Source organism: Salinibacterium sp. TMP30 (assembly GCF_038397785.1).
Taxonomy (GTDB): domain Bacteria; phylum Actinomycetota; class Actinomycetes; order Actinomycetales; family Microbacteriaceae; genus Rhodoglobus.
Genome location: NZ_CP151642.1, coordinates 1,793,627 through 1,815,541, shown reverse-complemented (window position 1 = coordinate 1,815,541; position 21,915 = coordinate 1,793,627). Strand labels below are relative to the sequence as shown.

At 61.1% G+C, this 21,915-nt stretch carries 21 protein-coding genes and 1 pseudogene; 5 read left to right on the top strand and 17 right to left on the bottom strand.

Annotation, left to right across the window (positions count from 1 at the left end; translation table 11 throughout):
- Nucleotides 1-9: 9 nt before the first annotated feature.
- From AADH44_RS08820 to AADH44_RS08800, 5 genes are all read right to left on the bottom strand, one after another.
- A complete protein-coding gene (locus AADH44_RS08820) occupies nt 10-1,263 on the bottom strand; it encodes a hypothetical protein (RefSeq protein WP_341952418.1) in 1,254 nt (417 codons plus the stop codon).
- Complete coding sequence (locus AADH44_RS08815) at nt 1,260-2,441, bottom strand: ATP-binding protein (protein WP_341952417.1); 1,182 nt, start codon at nt 2,439-2,441, stop codon at nt 1,260-1,262. The genes AADH44_RS08820 and AADH44_RS08815 overlap by 4 nt, the downstream gene beginning before the upstream one ends.
- 97 nt (nt 2,442-2,538) lie before the next feature.
- Nucleotides 2,539-3,744, bottom strand: a complete 1,206-nt coding sequence (locus AADH44_RS08810; protein ID WP_341952416.1) for a homoserine O-acetyltransferase — start codon at nt 3,742-3,744, stop codon at nt 2,539-2,541.
- 59 nt (nt 3,745-3,803) lie between these two features.
- Entirely contained in the window at nt 3,804-5,168 is a 1,365-nt protein-coding gene (locus AADH44_RS08805; RefSeq protein ID WP_341952415.1) for a bifunctional o-acetylhomoserine/o-acetylserine sulfhydrylase, read from the bottom strand.
- A 56-nt stretch (nt 5,169-5,224) separates the two neighbouring features.
- Nucleotides 5,225-6,346, bottom strand: coding sequence for an acyltransferase family protein (locus AADH44_RS08800; RefSeq protein ID WP_341952414.1), 1,122 nt, complete (start codon nt 6,344-6,346; stop codon nt 5,225-5,227).
- A gap of 32 nt (nt 6,347-6,378) precedes the next feature.
- Here AADH44_RS08800 and AADH44_RS08795 point away from each other — a divergent pair, with 32 nt between their 5' ends.
- Nucleotides 6,379-7,152: an SDR family NAD(P)-dependent oxidoreductase gene (locus AADH44_RS08795; protein WP_341952413.1), complete on the top strand. Its 774-nt coding sequence runs from the start codon at nt 6,379-6,381 to the stop codon at nt 7,150-7,152.
- Here the strand turns inward: AADH44_RS08795 and AADH44_RS08790 are convergent.
- A pseudogene (locus AADH44_RS08790) lies at nt 7,149-8,684 on the bottom strand (MFS transporter); the annotation flags it as partial. The gene AADH44_RS08795 and the pseudogene AADH44_RS08790 sit on opposite strands and share 4 nt — an antisense overlap.
- Nucleotides 8,685-8,728: 44 nt before the next feature.
- Here AADH44_RS08790 and AADH44_RS08785 point away from each other — a divergent pair.
- Both AADH44_RS08785 and AADH44_RS08780 read left to right on the top strand, forming a co-directional pair.
- Entirely contained in the window at nt 8,729-9,397 is a 669-nt protein-coding gene (locus AADH44_RS08785) for a uracil-DNA glycosylase (protein ID WP_341952411.1), read from the top strand.
- A gap of 50 nt (nt 9,398-9,447) precedes the next feature.
- The gene (locus AADH44_RS08780) at nt 9,448-9,942 is read left to right on the top strand and encodes an N-acetyltransferase family protein (RefSeq protein WP_341952410.1); all 495 of its coding nucleotides are present in this window, start codon (nt 9,448-9,450) and stop codon (nt 9,940-9,942) included.
- Between the two features lie 137 nt (nt 9,943-10,079).
- Here AADH44_RS08780 and AADH44_RS08775 read toward each other — a convergent pair whose 3' ends face one another.
- The 3 genes from AADH44_RS08775 to AADH44_RS08765 are packed head-to-tail and all read right to left on the bottom strand — an operon-like array spanning nt 10,080 to nt 12,093.
- Complete coding sequence (locus AADH44_RS08775; RefSeq protein WP_341952409.1) at nt 10,080-10,850, bottom strand: ABC transporter permease; 771 nt, start codon at nt 10,848-10,850, stop codon at nt 10,080-10,082.
- Entirely contained in the window at nt 10,847-11,737 is an 891-nt protein-coding gene (locus AADH44_RS08770; RefSeq protein WP_341952408.1) for an ABC transporter ATP-binding protein, read from the bottom strand. Before AADH44_RS08770 ends, AADH44_RS08775 begins: the two co-directional genes overlap by 4 nt.
- On the bottom strand, nt 11,734-12,093 hold the full coding sequence (locus AADH44_RS08765) for a GntR family transcriptional regulator (RefSeq protein WP_341952407.1): 360 nt from the start codon (nt 12,091-12,093) through the stop codon (nt 11,734-11,736). The genes AADH44_RS08770 and AADH44_RS08765 overlap by 4 nt, the downstream gene beginning before the upstream one ends.
- A 109-nt stretch (nt 12,094-12,202) precedes the next feature.
- On the opposite strand from AADH44_RS08765, the gene AADH44_RS08760 reads away from it, so the two are divergent.
- A complete protein-coding gene (locus AADH44_RS08760; RefSeq protein WP_341952405.1) occupies nt 12,203-13,618 on the top strand; it encodes an amidase in 1,416 nt (471 codons plus the stop codon).
- Nucleotides 13,619-13,721: 103 nt separating this feature from the next.
- Complete coding sequence (locus AADH44_RS08755; RefSeq protein WP_341952403.1) at nt 13,722-14,075, top strand: SIP domain-containing protein; 354 nt, start codon at nt 13,722-13,724, stop codon at nt 14,073-14,075.
- Between the two features lie 71 nt (nt 14,076-14,146).
- Here AADH44_RS08755 and AADH44_RS08750 read toward each other — a convergent pair whose 3' ends face one another.
- From AADH44_RS08750 to AADH44_RS08715, 8 genes are all read right to left on the bottom strand, one after another.
- On the bottom strand, nt 14,147-14,575 hold the full coding sequence (locus tag AADH44_RS08750; protein WP_341952401.1) for a hypothetical protein: 429 nt from the start codon (nt 14,573-14,575) through the stop codon (nt 14,147-14,149).
- Between the two features lie 96 nt (nt 14,576-14,671).
- Complete coding sequence (locus AADH44_RS08745) at nt 14,672-16,084, bottom strand: NAD(P)/FAD-dependent oxidoreductase (RefSeq protein ID WP_341952400.1); 1,413 nt, start codon at nt 16,082-16,084, stop codon at nt 14,672-14,674.
- Between the two features lie 7 nt (nt 16,085-16,091).
- The gene (locus AADH44_RS08740) at nt 16,092-16,892 is read right to left on the bottom strand and encodes a crotonase/enoyl-CoA hydratase family protein (protein WP_341952399.1); all 801 of its coding nucleotides are present in this window, start codon (nt 16,890-16,892) and stop codon (nt 16,092-16,094) included.
- A 57-nt stretch (nt 16,893-16,949) separates the two neighbouring features.
- Nucleotides 16,950-17,771, bottom strand: coding sequence for an arginase family protein (locus AADH44_RS08735; protein WP_341952398.1), 822 nt, complete (start codon nt 17,769-17,771; stop codon nt 16,950-16,952).
- A gap of 21 nt (nt 17,772-17,792) precedes the next feature.
- Nucleotides 17,793-18,530, bottom strand: a complete 738-nt coding sequence (locus AADH44_RS08730) for a PspA/IM30 family protein (RefSeq protein ID WP_341952396.1) — start codon at nt 18,528-18,530, stop codon at nt 17,793-17,795.
- A gap of 39 nt (nt 18,531-18,569) precedes the next feature.
- Complete coding sequence (locus AADH44_RS08725; protein ID WP_341952395.1) at nt 18,570-20,570, bottom strand: TPM domain-containing protein; 2,001 nt, start codon at nt 20,568-20,570, stop codon at nt 18,570-18,572.
- 55 nt (nt 20,571-20,625) lie between these two features.
- Nucleotides 20,626-21,363 (bottom strand): hypothetical protein, encoded by a 738-nt coding sequence (locus AADH44_RS08720; protein ID WP_341952393.1) that lies wholly within the window; start codon nt 21,361-21,363, stop codon nt 20,626-20,628.
- On the bottom strand, nt 21,356-21,895 hold the full coding sequence (locus tag AADH44_RS08715) for a sigma-70 family RNA polymerase sigma factor (RefSeq protein ID WP_341952391.1): 540 nt from the start codon (nt 21,893-21,895) through the stop codon (nt 21,356-21,358). The genes AADH44_RS08720 and AADH44_RS08715 overlap by 8 nt, the downstream gene beginning before the upstream one ends.
- Nucleotides 21,896-21,915 lie beyond the last annotated feature (20 nt).

Here is a 21,915-nt window from a genome sequence, read left to right as displayed (position 1 = left end):
CTTACGAAATTATTGGTCGGCAGGGTTATCGACAAGGCATTCAATGTCGAGTCTCACACTGGAATTTTCTGTGGAATCGGTGTAGCTCCCTACCTTAGCGATGGCTTGCCACGTGGATGCGTCGATCCGGTTTCGGATGACCCCGGTCGATGTCACGCTGATTCCGATTGCCACTTTGTCTTCGAAGCCGGGGGCCATAACGGTTGTCGATGGCGCAATGGTGATGTGTACGGAATTCTTCGCGCCACGCTTCGCAGTGTCTGCCACGAACAGCCATGCGGTCGACAAGAGTCCGTCACGTTGAACGGGGTCGAGTAGCCCCGCAAGGCTGCCCTTGTCTGTCAGGGTTACGGACTTACCGAGCAGGTCTGATTCGGTAATCGCATGGTAAAGCCACGTCTCACGGCGCCCCTCGATCAGGTGCAGGCGCAGTTCAGTTGCCAGTGACGCCGCAGTTGAAGCGATCTTGGGGGAGAGCGGAAGCGTGGTCGACCCGTTTGCTACGGAGTCGAGCAACTTTTCTGCGGCCAGGTCGAGGCGAGCAAGCTCTTCGGATGCCATCATCCCGACCGCGAAACGTGGCGCGCTAAGTGTGCTCTGCACGAGAACGCGATCGAGTTCGACCTGCACAAGACGGCGGAAGTTGCTAATGAGTACGAGCCCGATCACTGTCGGAAGCACCGCAAAGGAGACAGCCGTGATTTGGGGCGCAAGGGTGTATTGCGTGAGTGGCACGTTCACAACGATTACGACGGCGAGTGCAACACCGATTACCGACACCGCGACGATGATGTCGCTGCTAGGGCGAACCGTGAGGACGAGAAGGAGCGTCATGCCCGCTGCGATTGCCGAGGTGGCGTATCCACCAATGTCGTGGAGCGGCCAAATGGCATAGACGTCGAGCGCCACCACCGAGGCGAGCCCGGTGAGGAAAAGCGCGAACATCCAGTGGGGCAATTGGCCGCTCATGACTTGGACTGCGGTGATCGTTCCCACAATCACGACAACAAGGATGATCCAGGCTACGGCTGCCGGAATTGGGTTCGGATACTGATCCCACTGTGCGACGAGCCACACGAGCCCATAGAGGGCGCGCAGACTCACGAGGACGGCAGCGCCGACGCCCACGAAACCGGTTCCGAGACTCGTTAATCGTGGGGTGTCATCGCCAGCGAGTCGTCGGACGGTTGCACTTTTAGCGTGGCGCGGCTTGCCGCCGATGATGACGCCCAGAGTGTTTTCTTCGGGGGGAGCGTAGGTCATCGCGGAACCTCCAAGACAACAGTCGTGCCTGAGCCGGGGGTGGAGAACAGTCGCGCCTGCCCGCCAACTTCTTTGAGCCGAGCGACTACCGACTCCTTGAATCCGAGACTGGCCGAATCAACGTCGTCGAGCACGAAACCGACACCAGAGTCTGTGATCATTGCGCGCACGGTGGTGTCGTCTTCGGTGATGGTGACATGAGCGTCAGTGACACCCGAATGGCGGCGGACATTTTCTAGGCACTCAGCAAGAGCCAACAGGAACGCATCGAGCACATCACTGGGTAGAAGTACTTGACCAGTGCCATGCCAGCTCACCTCGAGCCCCATGCGGCCAAAGCGCTGTTTAACGGACTCGAGGGTCGTGCCGAGCACTGTCTCGCTCACGGGAGTGCTGAGGTTGTAGTCTCCGGATGCTTGCGGGGTGGGAGTGGCGCCGAGGCGCAACTGACGAAGTAGCCGCGCATCGTCGCCTGCCTGCTGGCGCATGGCATCCGCAGAAACTCCCACACCGGAGTGCGCAAGCAGTGTGAGGGTTGCTAATACGGTGTCGTGCAGAAGGCGGGCACCCTGACGGCGTTGTGCTTCAGTCTCGCTTGCTTGTCGTTCCGCGCGGTGGGCGCGACCGATGCTGGCAATGCGCCGGACTGCTTGAGGCACGCCAGAACTGATCCAGAATCCGATGAGCGCCGCGAGGACCCAGCCAAAAGTCAATAGTGCGAGGGTGGGGATGGGCTTCTGAAATGGCTCCAAAGCGAGGACCGTGGTGCCTGCCACAGCGACGAAACTTGCCAGGAGCACAAGCCGACGAAGGCGTGTCGTTGTCAATACAATCGCGAGGCAGGCCAGCGACGCCGATGCCAGTTGAGCCGCGGCAGAGAGACCAGCTTGGCTTGGGCCGCCAGGAGTTCCCGCGATCAGCAAGATTGCGACGATGCCTGCCACAAACGCCGGCACCACCCAGCCGAGTGACCGGTTTTTGCCCATCTGAAACTGCAGGACAGCAATGATCAGATACAGCGGAAGGCACAATAGTAGCGTCATGGTTTGGACGGCACCGGGAAGGCTCAAGCAGATGACAGAAACGGTCAAAAAACTCAGGCTCGCTACGCGCGCAGTGCGCTGCAGTAGGCGATCCCGTTCTTTCGCAATGACGTCCATCGGTGGCAATGCTTGCACATTTCGCCCCTCTGACGGGGGTGACGCACCGCCATTTTGCGTGAGCGGTCGTTATTTCACGACCAACACGCTATGCGTGCTGCGATTCCCAGCCGCCCTAGAGGTTGAGTAGTCGTTCGAGCTGTGGGCTCACGAGTGCGGCTTCGATCAAGAACCCGTCATGCCCAAAAGGAGAGTGGATGATGTGCGGCTGTGCGCCATCAATGTTGCCCGGGAGGTGCTCGGCAATGATCTCTTGGCCGGAGACCGGGAAGAGGCGGTCGCTGTCGATACCGAGGACGAGTGCTGGCATTGTTGCTCGGGCAAGAGCGTGCTGAAGCGTTCCGCGACCGCGGGCCACATCGTGCGAACTCATTGCCTCGACCAGCGTGATGTAACTGTTGGCGTCGAAACGGCGGGCAAACTTGTTGCCGTGAAAATCGAGGTAACTTTCGACCGCATACCGCCCACCGCGACCCCACGGGCTGACCTCGCTCTGCCACGTGCGGGCAAAGCGCTCATTCAATTCGTCTGAGGAACGGTAGTTGAGGAGTGCGAGTCGTCGCGCCAGAGCGAGGCCCCGGTGTGGGCCATCGCCGTCGGCTGCGTCGTAGTATGCGCCATCCGCAAAGGCTGGGTCGGTGCGGATTGACTCGACTTGTACCGAGTTGTGCCCAATCTGGTCTGCTGTAGACACGGGGGGCGCGGCAAGAATTGCGACTTTCTCGAGCCGATCAGGATGCCCGACCGCCCACTCGATGGCGTGCATCCCCCCCATCGAACCGCCGATCACGGCCGCCCAACGGTCGACGCCTAAGGCATCGCTCAGAGCAACCTGAGCGGCGACTTGGTCGCGAATGGTGATGAACGGGAAGCGGGCACCAAACTCCGCTCCATCGGGGGCGTGAGACGCCGGACCGGTGCTGCCCTGACAGCCGCCCAAGATGTTGGGGGCAACGACGAACCAGCGGTTGGTGTCGATAGCTTTACCCGGTCCGACTAGGTCGTTCCACCATCCGGCCGTTGAATGTCCGTTGCCAGGATTGCCCACAATGTGGCTGTCACCCGTGAGGGCATGTGCCACGAGGATTGCGTTGGATGCGTCGTCGTTAAGAGTGCCGTGCGTCTCGTAGGCGATGCGCGCCGAGGGAAGTCGGCCGCTGAACTCCAGCGCAAGGTCAGTGACGGTGATGAACTGGCGTTGACCGACGGGATCGCCCTCGCGCCAAGCCCCCGTTGCCGGGGGCTTGCCGAGGAGCGAACGCACGTTTGCGTCGGTGATAAATGCCGAAGGAACAGTGTCTTCGGGTGTTTGCCAGTCCATGTCTCTCAAGTATCGCCAACAATGGCGTGCGGTACGAAATTATTACGCTGTCAACACTTTTAGGTGCGAGCGCGAACCTCAGCGGTCTTTGCGCGTGCCGCATCGAAACCAGCCTGCAGGTCAGCCTTGATGTCCTCAATGTTTTCTAAGCCCACCGAGAGACGCACTAGCCCTGGTGTGACTCCGGCGGTCAACTGCTGCTCGGGGGAGAGCTGTGAGTGGGTTGTCGATGCGGGGTGGATGATGAGGCTTCGCACGTCACCGATGTTGGCGACGTGGCTGAACAGCGAAACACCGTTCACGAATGAACGACCAGCATCGACGCCGCCCTTGAGCTCGAAGGAGAGAACTCCACCGACACCCTTGGGGGCGTACTTATTGGCGTTGGCATACCAGGGGCTCGTGGGGAGCCCGGCGTAGTACACAACGTCAACGTCGTCGTGGTTATCGAGCCACTCGGCAACGTCTTGCGCATTCTGAACGTGACGCTCGATGCGCAGGCTGAGTGTTTCGATGCCCTGAATGAGCGAGAATGCGCTGTCGGGGGAAATGGCCGACCCCAAGTCGCGCAGCAATTGAACGCGTGCCTTGATGATGTACGCGATGGCATCGCCGAGTACGCCGGTGTAGCTCGCACCGTGGTAGGAGGGGTCGGGCTCGGTGAGGCCGGGGAACTTCTCGACGTTTTTCGACCACTCGAACTTGCCGCCATCAACGATTACGCCGCCGAGTACCGTGCCGTGTCCACCCAAGAACTTGGTTGCGGAGTGAACAATGATGTCGGCGCCGTGCTCGAACGGGCGGATGAGGTACGGAGTCGCGATCGTGTTGTCGACGATCAGCGGAACGCCGTTTGCGTGGGCAACATCGGCAACAAGCTCAATGTCGAGCACGTTGATTCGGGGGTTACCGATGGTTTCCGCAAACAACAGCTTGGTGTTGGGTCGTACCGCTGCAGCCCACTCGGCGGCGTCATCCTGGTTCTCCACAAACGTGGTTTCGATGCCGAGCTTTGCGAGCGTGTACTTGAAAAGGTTGTAGGTTCCGCCATAGACCGACGACGACGACACGATGTGGTCGCCAGCCTGCGCAATGTTGAGCACAGCGAACGTTGTCGCAGACTGGCCGGAAGCGAGTAACAGTGCTGCGGTTCCGCCTTCGAGGGCGGCTACCCGCTGCTCGACGACATCCTGGGTGGGGTTTTGGATGCGGGTGTAGATGTTGCCGAATTCAGCGAGCGCAAAGAGGTTTTTGGCGTGATCTGCATCCTTGAACACGTACGCCGTGGTCTTGTAGATCGGGGTTGCCCGCGAGTTGGTGGTGGGGTCAGGCTGCGCGCCCGAGTGGATCTGCTTGGTTTCAAAGTTCCAGTCGCTCACAGCGGCCTCCTCGTGTCTATTGGTGGGTCGGGATGTCCGCCACACTGTGAGCCTAAGCAGGGCATGCGCGTCGGTCAATCAGCCACGAAATATGTCGTAACTCAACGCTCCTTGGCCTTCTCTGACTGATTGGCCTTCTTCTCCTTCTTCGAGGAGTCGTCGGGCTGCGGTGCAAAAAGCCAGCGTGGTTTGGGCTCAATGATGTAGTGGAAGATCGTTTTCACGATCGGGGTCGACAAAACCAGTGCCACCCCGACGGATGCGAGCACGAGGCTGAGAAGCCACATCGCGGAGGTCCGTTCATCCTGCAGCAGTCCGCTTTCGCGGAGGGGATAGAGAACGAAGCTGTGCAGTAGGTAGACGTACATGGTGGCTTGGCCAGCATCCGTAATCCAGGTGTGGCGGCGCGGCACCAGTATGAAGAAAGCGGCGCTGAGGATGACGGCGAGCACGATGAGTGCCAGTCGCACGCCGCCAGCAAACCACTGGCTTTCACCGAGGCCCTGGTAGGAGTCGTCGTAGAAGAACCAGAAGCGCAAATCAATGGTGCGCCAGAGTTCGATGTTGCTCAGGATGATCATGCTCCAGCCCGCAAACGCCGCTACGGCGAGGCCTCGAAATAGCCAGACGGAATGTTTGGCGGTCTGCCAGCGTTCGACCGTTCCCCACTCGCGCAGCTTCCAGCCGAGAACAAAGAAGGGAAGGATGCCAATGGCCCGCGAGAGGGAGAACGTGCTATCGATGTTGTCGAAATAGCCGACCCCGATCGAGCCAATGACGGCCCAGACTAGTGGCCAGCGAAGCTGAGCAAGGTACGGAAGGATTAGGCGGAAAATTCCGAGAGCGAGCAGGAACCAGAGGGTCCAACTCGGTTTCGACGGGTTGAGGTTGGTCTCGCCTTCGGCGAAGAATTTCACGAGAGCCCAAATCGCTTCCATGATGAAATACGGCAACAGAATATCCGTCAGAACCCGGCGCATTTGCTTGGCTGACGGTGGCCCGGGCTTCGAAAAGTAGCCGCTGATGATGGCAAACGCAGGCATGTGGAACGCGTAAATGAAGAGGTACAGCGCGAGAGCATTGTTCGAGTCGTAGGTGAGTCGCTGGATGCCATGGCCGATCACCACTAGCGTGACGGCAAGAAAGCGCGCGTTATCCCAGTGCGGCATCCGCACTTTGGGGGCGTGGGCAGCCAGAGGCGGCGTGAGAGAGACTCCGGTCATTCGTTGAAGTGTAATACCGGTACTTTGGAGGAATGGTGAATCGGCGAGTAGTAGTCACAGGCGCAAGTTCAGGAATTGGCGAGGCGACCGCACGGCGGTTCGCGCAGCACGGCTGGCAGGTGGTTGCCGTTGCGCGACGGGAGGAGCGTCTCGCGGCGCTCGCGGCGGCGACGGGTGTTGACACTTTTGTTGCCGATGTTACGCGTCAGTCTGAAGTAGACGCGCTCGCCGACTACCTGCGCGCGCTCGGTCCTATCCACGCGCTCGTTAATAATGCGGGTGGTGCGCTCGGTCTTGCCAGTGTCGAAGACAGCGACCCGGATGACTGGAGCCGCATGTTTGACGTCAACGTTGTGGGCACCAAGCGAGTAACCAGTGCGCTTCTGCCTCTGCTGCGCGAGGGAATCGTTGCAGGCGAGAGCGCGAGCATCCTGATGGTCACCTCGATTGCCGGCCATGTAGCCTACGAAGGCGGTGGCGGGTACAACGCCGCCAAGTTCGCCGAGCACGCGCTCACCGCTGTGCTGCGGTTGGAGCTCGCGGGGGAGCCGATCCGAGTGATCGAGGTCGCGCCCGGAATGGTGAAGACCGAAGAGTTCGCGCTCGTGCGTTTCGCCGGCGACGCAGCGAAAGCAGACTCGGTCTACGACAACGTGCCCGACCCCCTCGTAGCCGAGGATGTTGCGGAGGCCATCGTGCACTCGATCGAGCTGCCCGCCCACGTGAACCTCGACCTCGTCACGATCAAGCCTGTCGCGCAAGCAGCACCCCACAAGATGATCAGGGGTGAACTGAAGCCTCGCTAAGCGTGGTCTTTGCCGGGGGTTACCGAAGTTGTGGCGTCCGCGGCGGAGACATCCTCAGCATCATCATCTGCGTTAATCGCAGGCATGAGCTCGTCGATGTCATCGACAACATCGGCGAACGCGAGCTTCGGCACAAGAAAGAGCAGCACGGCCGCGACGAGCGCACCACCGCCGCAAATCGCAAATACAGTCAGGTAGCCGAGCAGGCTTGAGGCCGTCTCGGTGACCGCGGATGCGGCACCCGCGACGAGCACGATGGCGAAGACGGCGGATGCGAACGAACCACCGATTGTCTTCGTGGTATTCGTGAGTGCAGTGGCAATCCCGGTCTGACCCCGTGGTGCGGCAGCCGCAGCAGCAGCCGGAAGTGCGCCAACAAGCGCCCCCGAACCGAGTCCCGCGATGCTCATGTTGAGGAACACGCTCAGCACGGTGTCGTGGTTGGGCAAGAACAACAGATATCCCGTGGCCACGAAGAACGTGGCAACGATGAGCGCCACGCGCGGACTCTTCCACTTCGAGAGCACAGGGAAGAGCAGCGCACCCACGATCATTGAAATCAGGTAGGCACCGATGATGTACGAAATCTCATCTGACTCCATACCGAGTCCGTAGCCGTTTATGGGGTCGGTTCCCGCGAAGGTGGCGAGCGGCGCTTGGGCACCGAGGAGGCTGATACCGACGAGCCCCGCGGTGAGTTGGATGGGCCACATGCTGGGGTCTCGCAGCATCCGAAGATCGATGGCGGGGTCTTTTTGGCGCAGTTCGTAGCGGCCCCACGGGATGAACGTCGCAACACCGGCGAGCATCAGCAGGTACACCCACAACGCTCCTGGCCCGTTGATGCGCAAGAACGTCAGCCCCGAGGTGATGAGAAGTAGCCCCATCGTGAGTAACACGAAGCCCCAGAAGTCGAGAGAACGACCCGGCAGCGGCTTCGACTCGGGAACACCAAACAGGATCACGAAGAAGACAATGGTCACCGCAATTGCTGGAATCATGAGGGTCTGCTGCACGTTCTCGCCGAATGCCTTGAAGATGCGGCCGCCACCAAGAGCTCCCATGATGGCGCCGGCCTCGAGAGCGACGACAAGGAAGCCTGCAGCCCGACGGGTTTGCGATGCCCCGGTACCGGTGACGCGTCCGCGGTCAAAAATAAGCGCCACTTCGAGCGGCAGCCACACAACGTAAAACCCCTGCAGCGCCCAAGCGATCAGAAAACTTGTGAAGTCACCCGTAAACGCCAGCCACCAGGTCGCGCCCGCCGTGAACACAGTTGAGACGAGCAGGATGCGCTTGTGGCCGTGCATGTCACCAAGCTTCGCCAAAATCGGAACCACAATCGCGCTCAACAGCAGTTGCGCGGCCTCAAACCAGTTGAAGTCGGCATCGCGGATGCCCAAGTGTTGCACCAGATCGGGAATCAGCGGGATGTAGTACCCCTGAATGATTCCGCTCACCAGCTCGACAAAGAAGAGATAACCGATGAGGCCAAACGTGATGGCTCCGGATTTTCCGCGCAGCAGTGACATGAACGGATGCTATCGGTAGCCGGGGCGGAAGCTAGCGTAGTGACATGGATTTCTGCAGTGTCGACCCCGGGTGGACTCACGTGTTGCAGCCAGTGGCCGCAGAGTTGGATGCTGTTGGCGAGTTTCTCGACCGCGAAACCGCGGCGGGGCGACCATGGCTGCCTGAGCCGGAGGCTGTGCTGCGCGCCTTCCAGACGCGGTTCGACGAAGTGCGTGTGCTGATTGTCGGCCAAGACCCGTACCCCACGCCCGGCCATGCGGTGGGGTTAGCGTTCTCGGCCGACCGAAACGTGCGACCACTGCCGCGCAGCCTCAGCAACATCTACAAAGAACTGAACGCCGACCTTGGCATCCCGCCTGTTGCCCACGGTGACCTCAGCGCCTGGCAGCGTCAGGGGGTGCTTTTGCTCAACCGCGTGCTGACGGTGCGGGCAGGGGAGGCTGGCTCCCACCGTCGTCACGGGTGGGAAGAGGTGACCGCTCACGCGATTCAGGCGCTCGCAGAGAGGCCGCAACCACTTGTTGCCATGCTGTGGGGAAAGGATGCGGCATCCATCGCCCCGTTGCTTGGCGACACACCAGTGATCGTGAGTCCACACCCGAGCCCGTTGTCGGCCAGTCGTGGCTTCTTCGGTTCGAAGCCGTTCAGCCGGGCTAACGCTGCGCTTGAGGCGCAAGGTGCGGCGGCAATTGACTGGCGCATCGACCCCTAAAATAGTCTTCTTAGTCACCATCACGTCGGGAGAGTCCCATCGCATTCCAGTTGAGAGATGCCACAGCCGCTGATGCTGACGCGCTCGCCGAAATCTACGGCCACTTTGTGCTGAACACCGTGGTCACCTTCGATGTCGGCGCGGTGACTGCCGAAACCATGGAGCTTAAGCGCACCACCGTGCAATCGGCGGGCTTGCCGTTCGTGGTGGCCGTCGATCACGACGACCGAGCGGTTGGCTATGCGGCGATGTTCTCGTGGCGCCCCAAAGCCGCCTACCAGCACACCGTCGAAAGTTCGATCTACCTGTCGCCCGCCGCAACCGGTCGCGGGCTTGGGGGTGCGCTCATGGAGGAGCTCTTTCAGCGCGGCCGCGCTGCGGGTATCCGCGAACTGATTGCGGTGATCTCGGATGACGGTGCTGACGCCTCCGTGCACCTTCACCACAAACTGGGCTTCGAATCGATCGGGCACCTGAAGCACGTCGGTTTCAAATTCGATCGCTGGGTCGGCACCTATCTCCTGCAGAAGTCGCTCGAAGCGTAGCTGTCGACCCGGTCGGGCGAGCGCCGACACCGGCTCCAGAGTGATGCCAGAGTGAACGACTGGATGCCCGGCCTCCGCAGAGCGATAGCCGGGCATCCGTGTGTCGTGTGGTTGCGTTCGCGGTGTCGAACGAGGCTTTACGCCGCGTTTCTCGGGGTTGCCCCTCGCAGCAGGAAGAATCCGGAGATCGCACTGATCGCGGTGATCACGAGACTCCAACTTGCCACCCCTAGGACGCCGAGGCTAACGAGGGTATCGCCGACTGCGAACCACGAGTCAGTGAAGGTCGCGAGTGCGACCAGGCCCACCAGTAAGGCCCCGACCACGATAAAGAACACGACAACTCCGTTGGCCTTCCAACGCACCCAGACCGCCGCTATTGCTGCGCCGAAGAACAGGAAGAACAGGAACAGCACAAACTCCACATAGATGCGTTCGAGTGCGGAATCACCGAAGAAGATCGGTGCAAACAGTGATGCGCCCATACCCCAACCGTTGGTTGCCTTTTCAATCGCGGCCAGAATCGTGAGCCCCGTGGTGTACACCACAGCGAGGACAACGAAGGCCAGTGAGCTGCCTAGGTAGTAGTCCCGACGAGTCACCCCGTAGCCGAGAGCAAAGGGGAAGGTGATACTGATCGCCTGAATTGCCACCACCATCATGTAGATGAAGATGAAGGTGCTTGAACCCCCAAATTCCGTGCCCTGTAGGGCATTTTCTCGATCGGTCGGCGGGAGGGCAGAGTAGATGAGCCACCAGATTGTCAGCGAGCCGAGAAAGATAACTCCGAGGATGATCCACGGCAATCCCAGAGTCGTCCACGGGTTAGCGAAGTGAAGTCGTGTGACATTCGTGATTCGTTTCAGGGGGCTCGCCGCATGTGCGAGCGCCGAAGTTGTGGTTGTCATGCGCTGGCCTCGAATTCCTTGGTCTCGTTGCTGGTGAGTTGGATGATGAGCTGCTGCAGCGAGACCGGTGACAGTTCCAGCCCGGCGGCTTTCGCGTCGCGGCGCTCGCTCTCGTTGAGCCCGGCAACGGTTACCGAGCTGAGCCCGCCAATGCCATCGCGGTGCAGCACTTTTCGGTTGCTGACAAACGCGTCAACAGCGGTCCTCATGCCGACGATGGTGGTGGCACGATTGCGCAGAGTTTCAGCATCCTCGTTGATGAGGAGCTTGCCGTCATCGATAACGAGTACGTGTTCGAGAAGGTTGCTGACCTCGTCAATGAGGTGGGTGGAGAGTACGACCGTGCGCGGATGGTTGGCGTAGTCCTCAAGCAGACGGTCGTAGAAGATGTGGCGAGCCACGGCATCCAACCCCAGGTAGGGCTCATCGAAGAAGGTGAGCGGTGCGCGCGAGGCGAGACCCACGATGACGCCGATGGAGGATAGTTGGCCGCGCGAGAGCTTCTTGATGCGGCGGTCGAGCGGGAGTCGGAAGTCGGCGATGAGTCGCTCGGCGAACTCCTGATCCCAGTTTGCGAAGAACCACGGCGCAGTCTTAAATACGTCTTTGGGGCGGAAGTCTTCGGGGTAGCGCTGACTCTCTTTGATGAAGCACGTGTTTTGCAGCACCTTGGCATTTTCCACCGGTGCCTGCCCAAACAGTGAGATCGTGCCTTCACTGGCAAATTCTTGGCCGGTGAGCAACTGCATGAGTGTGGTCTTGCCGGCGCCATTGCGGCCGAGCAGGCCATAGATTTTGTTTTCTGCAACGGAGAAAGTCACGTCGTTGACGGCGACGACTTTCCCAAATCGTTTCGTGAGGTTGTGTACCTCGATGGTTGATGTCATGAGTTTTTCGCCTCCTTGGCGATCATCTGGGCAAGTTGGGTGGAGTCGATGCCAAGCTTTTCTGCTTCGTCTAAGAGCGGACGCACGTACTCGCTGCTGAACTTGTCGCGGCGTGCACCTTTAAGTTTTTCTTGAGCGCCGGTGGCGACAAACATTCCGATACCTCGTTTCTTGTAGAGAATTCCTGCATCGACGAGCACGTTCACACCTTTGAGGGCGGTCGCGGGGTTGATGCGATAGAAGGCTGCGAACTCGTTCGTCGAGGGGACCTGGCCCTCTTCAGAAAGAGCGCCGGAGATGATGTCGTTTTCGATGTTCTCGGCGACCTGCGCGAAGATCGAGCGTGAGTCATCCATCTGTACCTCCTTTCTTGCGGTTGCTTGAGTGCTTGGTTAGTGGGTTAGTTGGTCATGCAACCAACCAACCAGCATGGCGGGGTTTTGTCAAGTTCTTTAGGCTGAACTCGTGTCAGAACTTCATCACCTCACCGCGAACGAACAACTTCACCTCTTGCGCACGGGGGAGCTGACCCCGAGCGAACTCGTCGCCCACTACCTCGACCGCATCGAGCGGCTGAACCCTGAGCTCGGGGCCTTCACCGTTGTGACCCCGGATGCCGCACGCGAGCGGGCAGCGGAACTCGAGACGCTGGGCAGCCGGGCATCCACTCTCTGGGGCTTGGCCTCGGGCGAGAAAGACTTGTGGGCCCGCGCCGGAGTGCGCACCGCCTATGGATCGCGCGCCTTCGCCGACTTCGTGCCCGAAGTCTCCGACGAAATCGTCGAGGTGCTGGATGCCGCCGGGGCGATCAGCCTCGGCAAGACCGCCACGCCCGAGTTTGGATTGCCTGCCTACACAGAGCCTCTCTCCGATGCCGCGGCGCGTAACCCGTGGAACACGACTCTGGGGGCTGGCGGCAGTAGCGGGGGAGCCGCCGTTGCAGTGTCGGCGGGACTCTTGCCCTTCGCGCCCGGCTCGGACGGTGGTGGCTCGATTCGCATTCCCGCCGCAGCCACCGGCCTTGTCGGCCTCAAGCCTTCTCGTGGTCGCGTGCCTTCGGGCAGCGGTTTCGGCAGCCTTGGGCAGTTACCGGTCGCTGGGCCCCTCGCCCGCACGGTCGCAGATGCTGCGCTCCTCCTTGACGCGCTCGCGGGCCCCTCCCCCTACTCGGTCGCGCCACCCACCTGGGACGGCGGCGCGTTCCTCAACGCGGCAATCCGAGGAGAAGGCACCTTCACCATCGGCGTCATGACGACCTCGCCCTGGGATGACGCCTACGAGATCAGCGTTTCACCCGAAGCGCAGGATGCCCTCACCCTGGCCCGCACCGAGCTCGACCAGCTCGGCCATGGCACCGAAGACCTCGCACTAACAGCCTCACCCGAATACGCCGAAGCCTTCACAGTGCTGTGGCAAGCGGGAGCCGCCGGAATCCCCCTCGACGGCGAACAACTCGAGCTCGTGGAACCCCTCACGAAATGGCTCATCGAGAGTGGACGCCGGATGAGCGCCCGCGACGTCGGCGTCGCTATCGCAACGCTCTCGCGGTTCGAGCGCAGCGTCATCCGCCAGTTCTCCTCCTACGATGCCGTGCTGACCCCGGCCATGGCGATGACGCCGCGCCCGCTCGGCTGGTTCCACGCCGAGGATGCCTTCGAGAATTTTGCCAGGCAAGTGCAATACACCCCGTGGACGAGTTTCGTAAACGTTTCGGGCCTACCCGCGATCAGCCTCCCGGTGCATGAAACCGCCGAAGGACTACCAATGGGGGTGCAGCTGATCGGGCGGCCAGGGCGTGAAGACGTGCTGCTGGCAATTGGCGCGCAACTTGAGCGACGCTTGCAGTGGAGCTCGCGGCATCCGGCAGCATTTCGGGCGTAGGACGGCTGGCAGCGTTTCCGCCGAGTGAAGCAAGAGAATTCGGTGCTTGGAGTACGCCCAGAGAGGTGCTCAATTTAGGTAAGGCATGCCTATACTGGAGTCAATGTTTCCCGAACTCTTCACCCCGCAGATCGCCTGGAATCCCCAGTCGGCTGACCGCGTGCTGCTCGCGGGAGACGAGACTTCGATCGACACGATATCTCTGATACTCTCGAGCCTCCCAGCCCGTTCACGCGGCCAAGTGTTCATTGAGGTCGACAGCGCAGACCAGATTCAGCAGCTTGCGGCTCCCGGCCGTTTCGGTGTCTGCTGGTTGCTGCGAGAACGCGGCCAAAGCGTCACGCGTTCCGTAGATGCGTGGTTGAGCGAAATGCTCCCTGTCAGCGCCTTCGGTGAAAGTACCGTTTATGCCTGGGTTGCCCATCAGGGCCCCGCGCGACTGCTCAGCTCCAACTAGTTTTTCGGTGAGCGTGCTGTGCGTGCTGTGCGTGCTGTGCGTGCTGTGCGCGCTGTGCGCGGTGAGCGCGCCTACCGGCCCCCAACGTACCCGCCCAACTCAAGCCCCGCTTCGATCTCGAAGCGATTGGCCAGCGGGTCTTGCCCGGCGAGCAAATACAGCGGAATAAACCACAACCCGTAGCGTCGCCACTGTGCACGATGCACAGCCTCATGTTCGAGCACAGAGTCACTCGCATTGTCGCCCGTCAGAAAGACAGCGCCAATCGTCGTGCCGCCGCGGCCAAACGCCCACTTAGGCAGTGGCGACGCGACTAACACGCCTCCACGTGAGCGCACCCGGCCCCCGCTCAGCAGCGCACCCCACAGCAGGCCGGATGCCGTAGCGAACCAATAACCGGGTCGCGTCAGTGCCGGGTGCAGCAATACGCGCTGTGCCCGCGGATTATGCTCAGCGTTGGCGAGCGCGCGCCCCAACCGTGCGCCTCTCGAAGTGTTCACGTCGTCTCAACGTTCATGTTGTGGGCCTGCTCACCGTCTCTTAATCGCTCGGCTGCTGCCGGCCATTGCTGCCACCTGCCGCTGCCGCTGGCGTGGCTAGGGCCGCCCGATAGCTTCAAGCAGTCGCAGCCATACTTCACTGATCGTGGGGTACGAGGGAACCGCGTGCCAGAGGCGTGCGATCGGAACCTCACCGACAATCGCAATCGTTGCTGAATGCAGCAGCTCGGCAACATCCTGACCGACAAAGGTTGCACCAACAATGACTTGACGCTCGCGGTCGACAACGAGTCGCGCCTGACCTTCATAATTGTCGGCCTGCAGGCTTGCGCCGGCAACCCAACCGAGGTTGTAGTCAACGACCTGAACATCGATGCCCTGCTTCTCGGCATCCTCGGACATGATGCCCACCGACGCAACTTCGGGGTCGCTAAAGGTGACTTGCGGAACAGCGCCGTGGTCTGCAGTGGCAACATGCGCGCCCCACGGGGCGTCATCCACTGGTGCACCCTTCGCGCGGGCGACAATCACATCACCGGCAGCGCGCGCCTGATACTTGCCCTGGTGGGTAAGCAGTGCGCGGTGGTTGACGTCGCCAACGGCGTAGAGCCAGTCGGTGTCGTACACCAGCATCGTGTCGTCAACCGAGAGCCAGTCTCCAGCGGTCAGCCCAACGCTCTGAAGACCAATGTCGTTGGTGCGAGCGGTGCGACCTGTCGCCACCAAAATTTCGGATGCCGCAAAACTCTCCGTCTCTGTATCGATGTCGACCCCGTGGGCGGTGCGCTTGATGCGCGTAGGGGAGGCCTTGACGATGGTGACGCCGCGCTCTCGGAGCGCTTTCGCAACCATGTCGCCGGCAAAGTCCTCTTGACCGTTGAGCAGTCCACTGCGGGCGAAGAGGATCACTTCGGCACCGAGGTCGCGATAAGCGGTCGCCATTTCGACGCCGACCACTCCGCCACCGATAATGGCAAGTGACTCGGGAACTTCTTCGACCGAGGTTGCTTCGCGCGGTGTCCACGGTTGTGCATCGACGAGCCCAGAAATGTTAGGCAGCTTAGGGTCAGATCCGGTGGCGACGACCACAGCATGGTTGGCAGTCAACGTGGTTATCTCGCCATTGTCATCAGTGACGGTGACTCGTTTGGGGCCGTCGAGGCGCGCGTGGCCACGGCGCAGGTCGATGCCTGCTTTCTCAACCCAACGAACCTGGCCAGCGTCATCCCAGTTGTTGGTGAAACTGTTACGCCGGGCCAATAGTGCGGCAACATCAATACCGCCAGTGACGGCCTGTGCTGCGCCGCCGACGCGTTCGGCTGCCCGCAGTACGAGCCCGCTGCGGATAAGCGCCTTCGAGGGCATACACGCCCAATAGGAGCACTCGCCGCCAACGAGCTCGCTCTCAACCAGAACGACGCTCAGTCCGCCTTGCACTGCCCGGTCTGCAGCGTTCTCGCCCACAGCGCCAGCGCCGATAACGATGACATCCCACGTATTGTCAGCCATGGTTCCCCTACTTTCCGATGAAGGATGCGGTCGTGCGAGTCATGAATGCTTGCATTCCGATTCGGGAATCTTCACTCTGCGCGAGCGCGACGAGCTCCGGCTGCAGAGCAACCTCTGCTGCGGCGTCGCCATCGCGAACCGCAATGTTGGCATTCTTGAGTGCGGCTTGCACGGCGAGTGGCGCTTGGGCGGCTACGCGCTGGGCGAGCTCAAGTCCCCGGGCATACTGTTCGCCATGCGGCACCACCTCTTGGACGAGTCCGATGCGGTGAGCCTCGGCGGCATCGAAGCTATCGCCGGTGAGGATCCACCGCATCGCGTTCGACCAGCCCACTTGACGCGGGAACCGAATTGTTGCTCCCCCGAAGGGCAAGATGCCGCGAGACACTTCTACCTGGCCGAAGACACTCGAATCGGCGGCGATAGCGATATCGCTGGCCAAGATGAGCTCAATTCCGAGAGTAAGACAGGTTCCCTGAACGGCGATCACGACGGGCTTGGAGAGTTTTTGGCCCGAGACTTGCCAGGGGTTGATTCCGCCCTCGGGCACCATATCGAGCCCATCGGCGCCGATTCGCGGCCCGATGTCGGCCAAGTCAAGGCCGCCAGTGAAGTGGTCACCGTGCGCGAAAACGAAACCAGCGCGTAGCTCGGGATCACGCTCAAGCTCGCCGTAGGCAAGAGCAAGCTGCGAAAGCAGTTCGAGGTCGGCGGCGTTACGTTTGTCGACCCTATTCAGACCGATGAGCAGAACGTGACCGTCCCGTTCGAGCGTAATCTTTGCGGAACTTGTGCTGGTGTCAGTCATGTTCCCAGACTACGGCGCAAGCGCTGACGCGTCGCCAGATTCTGAACGATCAGTGCATCACCGTGCCGAGGTAATGGCGCCGATCAACCTCAAAATGGTAGGCAGATCATCCGCTGCCTGGGTGATGGATGCCGGAGCAAACTCGGTGATTCCGGCCCCAGCGAGAGGGTATTTCGCAACCACCGCCCGGATCGTTTCTGCGAGAAGTGTGGGCGAAATCCCGAACGGTACTGGCGATCCGAGCCCCGCAAAGTCGGCGGGGTCGAGCACATCGAGGTCGATGTGCAAGTAGACGGAGTCTGCGCCTGTTGCGGCGATTGCTTCGAGGAGCGCGTCGGCAGAGAATTCGATCACGCCGATTGAGCGGATGCCAGCATCCTGAATGTAGGCATCTTCTTCGGGATCGGCTGAGCGCACGCCCGCGAGAATCAGATGATCTGCAGTGAGTGCATGCTCGGGCACGAGCACCGCAGGGCCCTCACCGAGCAGGGTGCGCAGCACCATCCCGTTAAACGCACCAGACGCGCTCGATTCTGGCGTGTGCAGGTCGGGGTGCGCGTCAATCCAGACCACTGCAGGCGCGCTGGGGCTGACATGCTCAATGGCAGCCAGTTCAACGCCGCAATCTCCGCCGATCGTCACATGGATGGCAGGGTCAGCCGCGTAGGTGTGACGAGTTCGCTCCCTTACGAGAAGCAGCGAGCTCAACCGGTGCACGCCGGTCCCTTGGTGGTCACCCGCTTCAAGCGGGACGTCTACCGTGCGAGTCGACGCGGAGGGAAGGTCGCCCCGAATCGCCTCGGCACCATCCACGAGTTGCATTGCTCGGGAAGACCCGGAACCTTGCCACTGTGGAACGACGACGTAGTTGATTGTCATTCTTTGGATTCCGCGCGCGAACTACTCGCCTGCCGTAACGGCCTTCGTGCCGCCCGACTTGAGTGCCGCCAAGCGTGCCTCAACTTCGCCCTGCTTGCCCAAGTCTTCGAGACCCTCAAACTGTGCGTCAAGGCTGGATGCCGCCAACTCCTGCTGCCCAAGAACCTTCGCCTCTTCGCGCCGAATCTTGTCTCCGAAGCGACTGAGGTCGCTCGTGGGATCGAGGAGGTCGATTGACTTGAGAGCATCGTGAACTTGAGTCTGAGCTTCGACAGTCTTTGAGCGCGCAACGAGTTCGTCGCGCTTCGCGGTGAGTTCGCTGAGTTTTGCCCGCATGCCATCGAGACCGCTCTTGAGCTGGTCGACAACCTTGGTCTGCGAGGCAATCGTGGGTGCTGCGGCGCGAGCTTCGTTCTCCGAGGAGACCTGACGACCGATCGCGATTTTCGCGAGGTTGTCGAACTTATCGGCGTCGGCAGAGTTGCCTGCCGCGCGCAGCTCGTCGGCCTTGTTGCTGGCCGCCAAAGCTTTGCGGCCCCAGTCGGCTGCCGCGTTCCTGTCTTCGGTGTGATCCTGCTCCATGAGCCGCAAATTGCCGATAGTTTGAGCAACAGCGCTCTCCGCATCCGCAATGGAACTGGTGTAATCACGTACAAGCTGGTCGAGCATCAATTGCGGATCCTCAGCCTGGTCGAGAATCGAGTTGATGTTCGCCTTCAGAAGTTGTGAGATGCGTCCGAGGATCGACTGCTTTGCCATGCGACATGCCTTTCGTAAATTTTCTCGAGCAAACCGTACTTAGAATCTACCGCCGCGACTGCGGCCACCACCACTGCGACCAGAACTTCCGCCAGAGCGAGAACTGCGCGATCCCGAGCCACCGCCCCACGAGCCGCCGCCCCACGAGGAGCTTTGGCCAGACCGAGACGATCGCGAACCCAGACTGCTCCCAATGAGGCCACCGATCAATCCGCCGAGCAGATCTCCACCAGAGCCACCACCGGTGCCCCCGAAACCACCGAGGCCGCCCAGTCCACCCATTCCCGAACCGGCAGCGCCGCCGACCGAGAACTGCGAGACATCGCGCTGGGCGAGCTCGAATGCGGTAGCGGCCAGTTGATCGGCCTGTCGTGCATGTGTCAGGGCCGTAACCGGATCGGATGTCTGCAGGGCGAGCGCCTGCTTCAGCTGGCGGTCTGCTTCGCTAATTCTCGTTCGCGCTTCGGAACCAACACCGCCGCGACGAGTCGTAATGAACTGCGCCGTCGTGGTGATCCGTGACTGTGCTCCGGCAAGAGCCGCAGTCAACTGTGTTGCCGCTTGCGCGACTGCAGCCTGCTGATCACGCACCCCAATAAAGACCGTCTCGAGGGCAGCATTCGCAGCGCCGAGAGCGCTCAAGCTCGCGATCGGATCGCTCACGTTCGCCTGCGCCGCGGCGAGAGCCGATTCGGCAGCCACGATCTGCGGCTGCAACGATCCAGTGGTGTCGTCGCGGGGCAGCGCGCGCGCGGCGGCAATGTCGCCCGCGGTGTCAGCGATTGCGGCAGCAAGCTTGCCTTCGGCCGACTGCAGCTGGGTTGTGAGCGAATCCACGGCATCCATGAGCTGAATCGATTGGCCGAGTTGTGCTTGTGCCGTGCGTATGGCGACTGCTGCGTCGCCGGGCTTCTGGGCCGCGATCGCTGTACTCGCGGTCGTTGACGACTCCGCTGCGGCCGAGAGCAGGGCGCGAGCGCGCTCACCATTCTCCGACACCGAATTGAGCGCAGACGGAGCATAGCGAGTGGTCAAAGCGCTCAGGGCGCTCTCCGCCACGGGGGCTCTCTCGCTCGCAGTTGCGATCAACGCCGTGGTCTCGGCGAGGGCTGCGGGGGCATTAGTTTCGAGCTGCCGCAGCTGGTCGAAGGCTTCGGCCTGAGCATCCAACAACTCATCAGCGTGCTTGCACAACTGGATGATCTCCATCGTCATCGTGCGCTTCTGCTCTGCAGATTCTGGCTCGCTATCGTCGAGCTTCTGTCGGAGGCGAAATGCCTGCGCAACCGTGGTGTTGGCCTCCGCAAGTGACGCCTCAAAGTCGGCCGTTGCCGCGCTGCCGAACTGGGCAACAGCGAAACTCAGTTCCTGCTCGCTCGTCTTGAGGGCATCATCCAGTTCCACGAGCGCGCTACCGGCGCGACGGTCAAGTTCCTCCTGCGAAACGCTTTCCGCTGGCTCTCCACTGTCTCCCGTGCGACTGCGACGCCGCACTCGATAAATGGCGTAGACACCCACACCGAGCAGTGCAGCACCTCCGAGAATCGGTAGCAGAGGCAGACCGCCGCCCGACGATGTCGAAGCAGCACCAAGCGAATCTGCGCCCGCGATGGCAGCCTGGGCCCAGTTATCGTTGCGCAGTTCTGCCTCGATGGCGCTCTCCGCGGCATCCAGCTGCGCATCCGACACCGAAGCGTCGGGAGCAACCGACAGCGCGTACTGCCGCTGGCCAACCGCCACAGCAAGCAGAAGATCGTCGGTGCCGAGCCCATTAGCCTCAGCCGTGGTATCCGCCCAATCAATCGGGGACTCGGGGTTCGTGAACGCGTCGACGTATACGACGAACAGCTGGATGCCGGCCCGCTCATAAAGCGAGTTGAGTGCCGCGTCGACCTCGACTGCGCTGCCGCCAAGAACGCCCGTTGTGTCGGCAACGTACTGCCCGTCAAGCCGCACGGGATCATCGGCAAGCGCCGGGGTCGCGGTCATCACAGCGAATGCCGCAGCGATCGCACATACGGTGACCAGTCGAGCCTTCACGGATGCTCCTTCGTCGACGAAAGTGACACGAGGAGTCTAGCGAAGCGAGCTGTCGTTACTGCAGAACAATGGTCGACGGTGAGCTGCGCACTCCGGCAGCCTCGCCGATCTCGGGGTCTGACGGAACGAAGGCAAGCGACGTGCTTGCCGTGTAGATGCCGGGCTCGACCATGCCGCCGGTGTCGATGGTCGTGCAGTCGTAGATTGCAAGCGAAACGGCAAATTCGATGCTCTGGCCGGGCTGGAGGTTGACAGGGATGACCGACAAAATCTGAGCGTCGGGGCTATGCGAAATCGAGACCGAGTCTCGGGTCAGATTCACGTCGGGCACCGACGCTGTCGTTCCCGTTACTGCGACATCCGATGTGTTCGTGAGTCGAACTGTTCCGAAGGCGCTACCGGATGCCGTCACCGGGCCAGGAAGGTCAAGCTCAAGAGCAAGGCCATAGGGTGACGCCGCCTGGCTGGGGATGATCGCCCCGCAGGTTTCCCTGTCCATGACGGCATCTGGTGCGAGGTACGACTCAGCATTGTCTGCGCCCGCATCGCTGTCCATACGAGTGCTCGATTCGTCTGCCATGCTGCCCGCTGTAGTGAGATCGCCGGTGCGTGGGAACGTGTTCACTCCGGCGAAAACGAGGGATGCCGCCGCAAGAACGCTCACCGCACCCACGGCAAGCTGACGTGGCCGACGTCGAGCCTTGCTGCGTGAAATTATCGCGTCAGTGTTGATCGCAATCGCTGGAGTTTCCGCGTCAACTAGGTGAGAGCGGATGTCGGATTCGTCAACCATGGTCGCCCCCGAGGTCGTGTGGCTCGGTGCGATCGAGTCCCACCGCCATTCGGGCTAGAGCATCACTCAAGTAGCGTTTCACCGCTCCAGAGCTGATCTGCAGTGTATCGGCGATGTCATCCACTTTGAGGTCTTCGTAGTATCGCAGAACCAAGCAGGCACGTTCGCGCGGTCGCAGCTTCATCAGTTGAGACTGCAGATCGAGCCGGATTTCGGTGTCGGCATCCGGTGATTGCAGCATCTCGGGTTCAACAGCGAGGTGGGCGATTTTGCGCCAGCGGCTGATGCGTCGCCCGCGGTCGAGGTAGGTATTGAGGATCGCCTTTCGTACATACGCTTCCGCGCTCGCGATAGTAAACCCGTTTCGTAGCCGACCGAAGGTCTTGACGAGTGCGTCATGTACAAGGTCGGAGGCGTCTTCACGGTTGCCGGAGATCAGGTATGCATAGCGCGTCAAGGCTTCGCCTCGCTCAGCAACGAGTTGCGTGACCACGTCTTCCCAGCGGGCAGGGGTGTTTTCGGTCTCAGCCACTGAGCCCCTCCTCGCCGTTG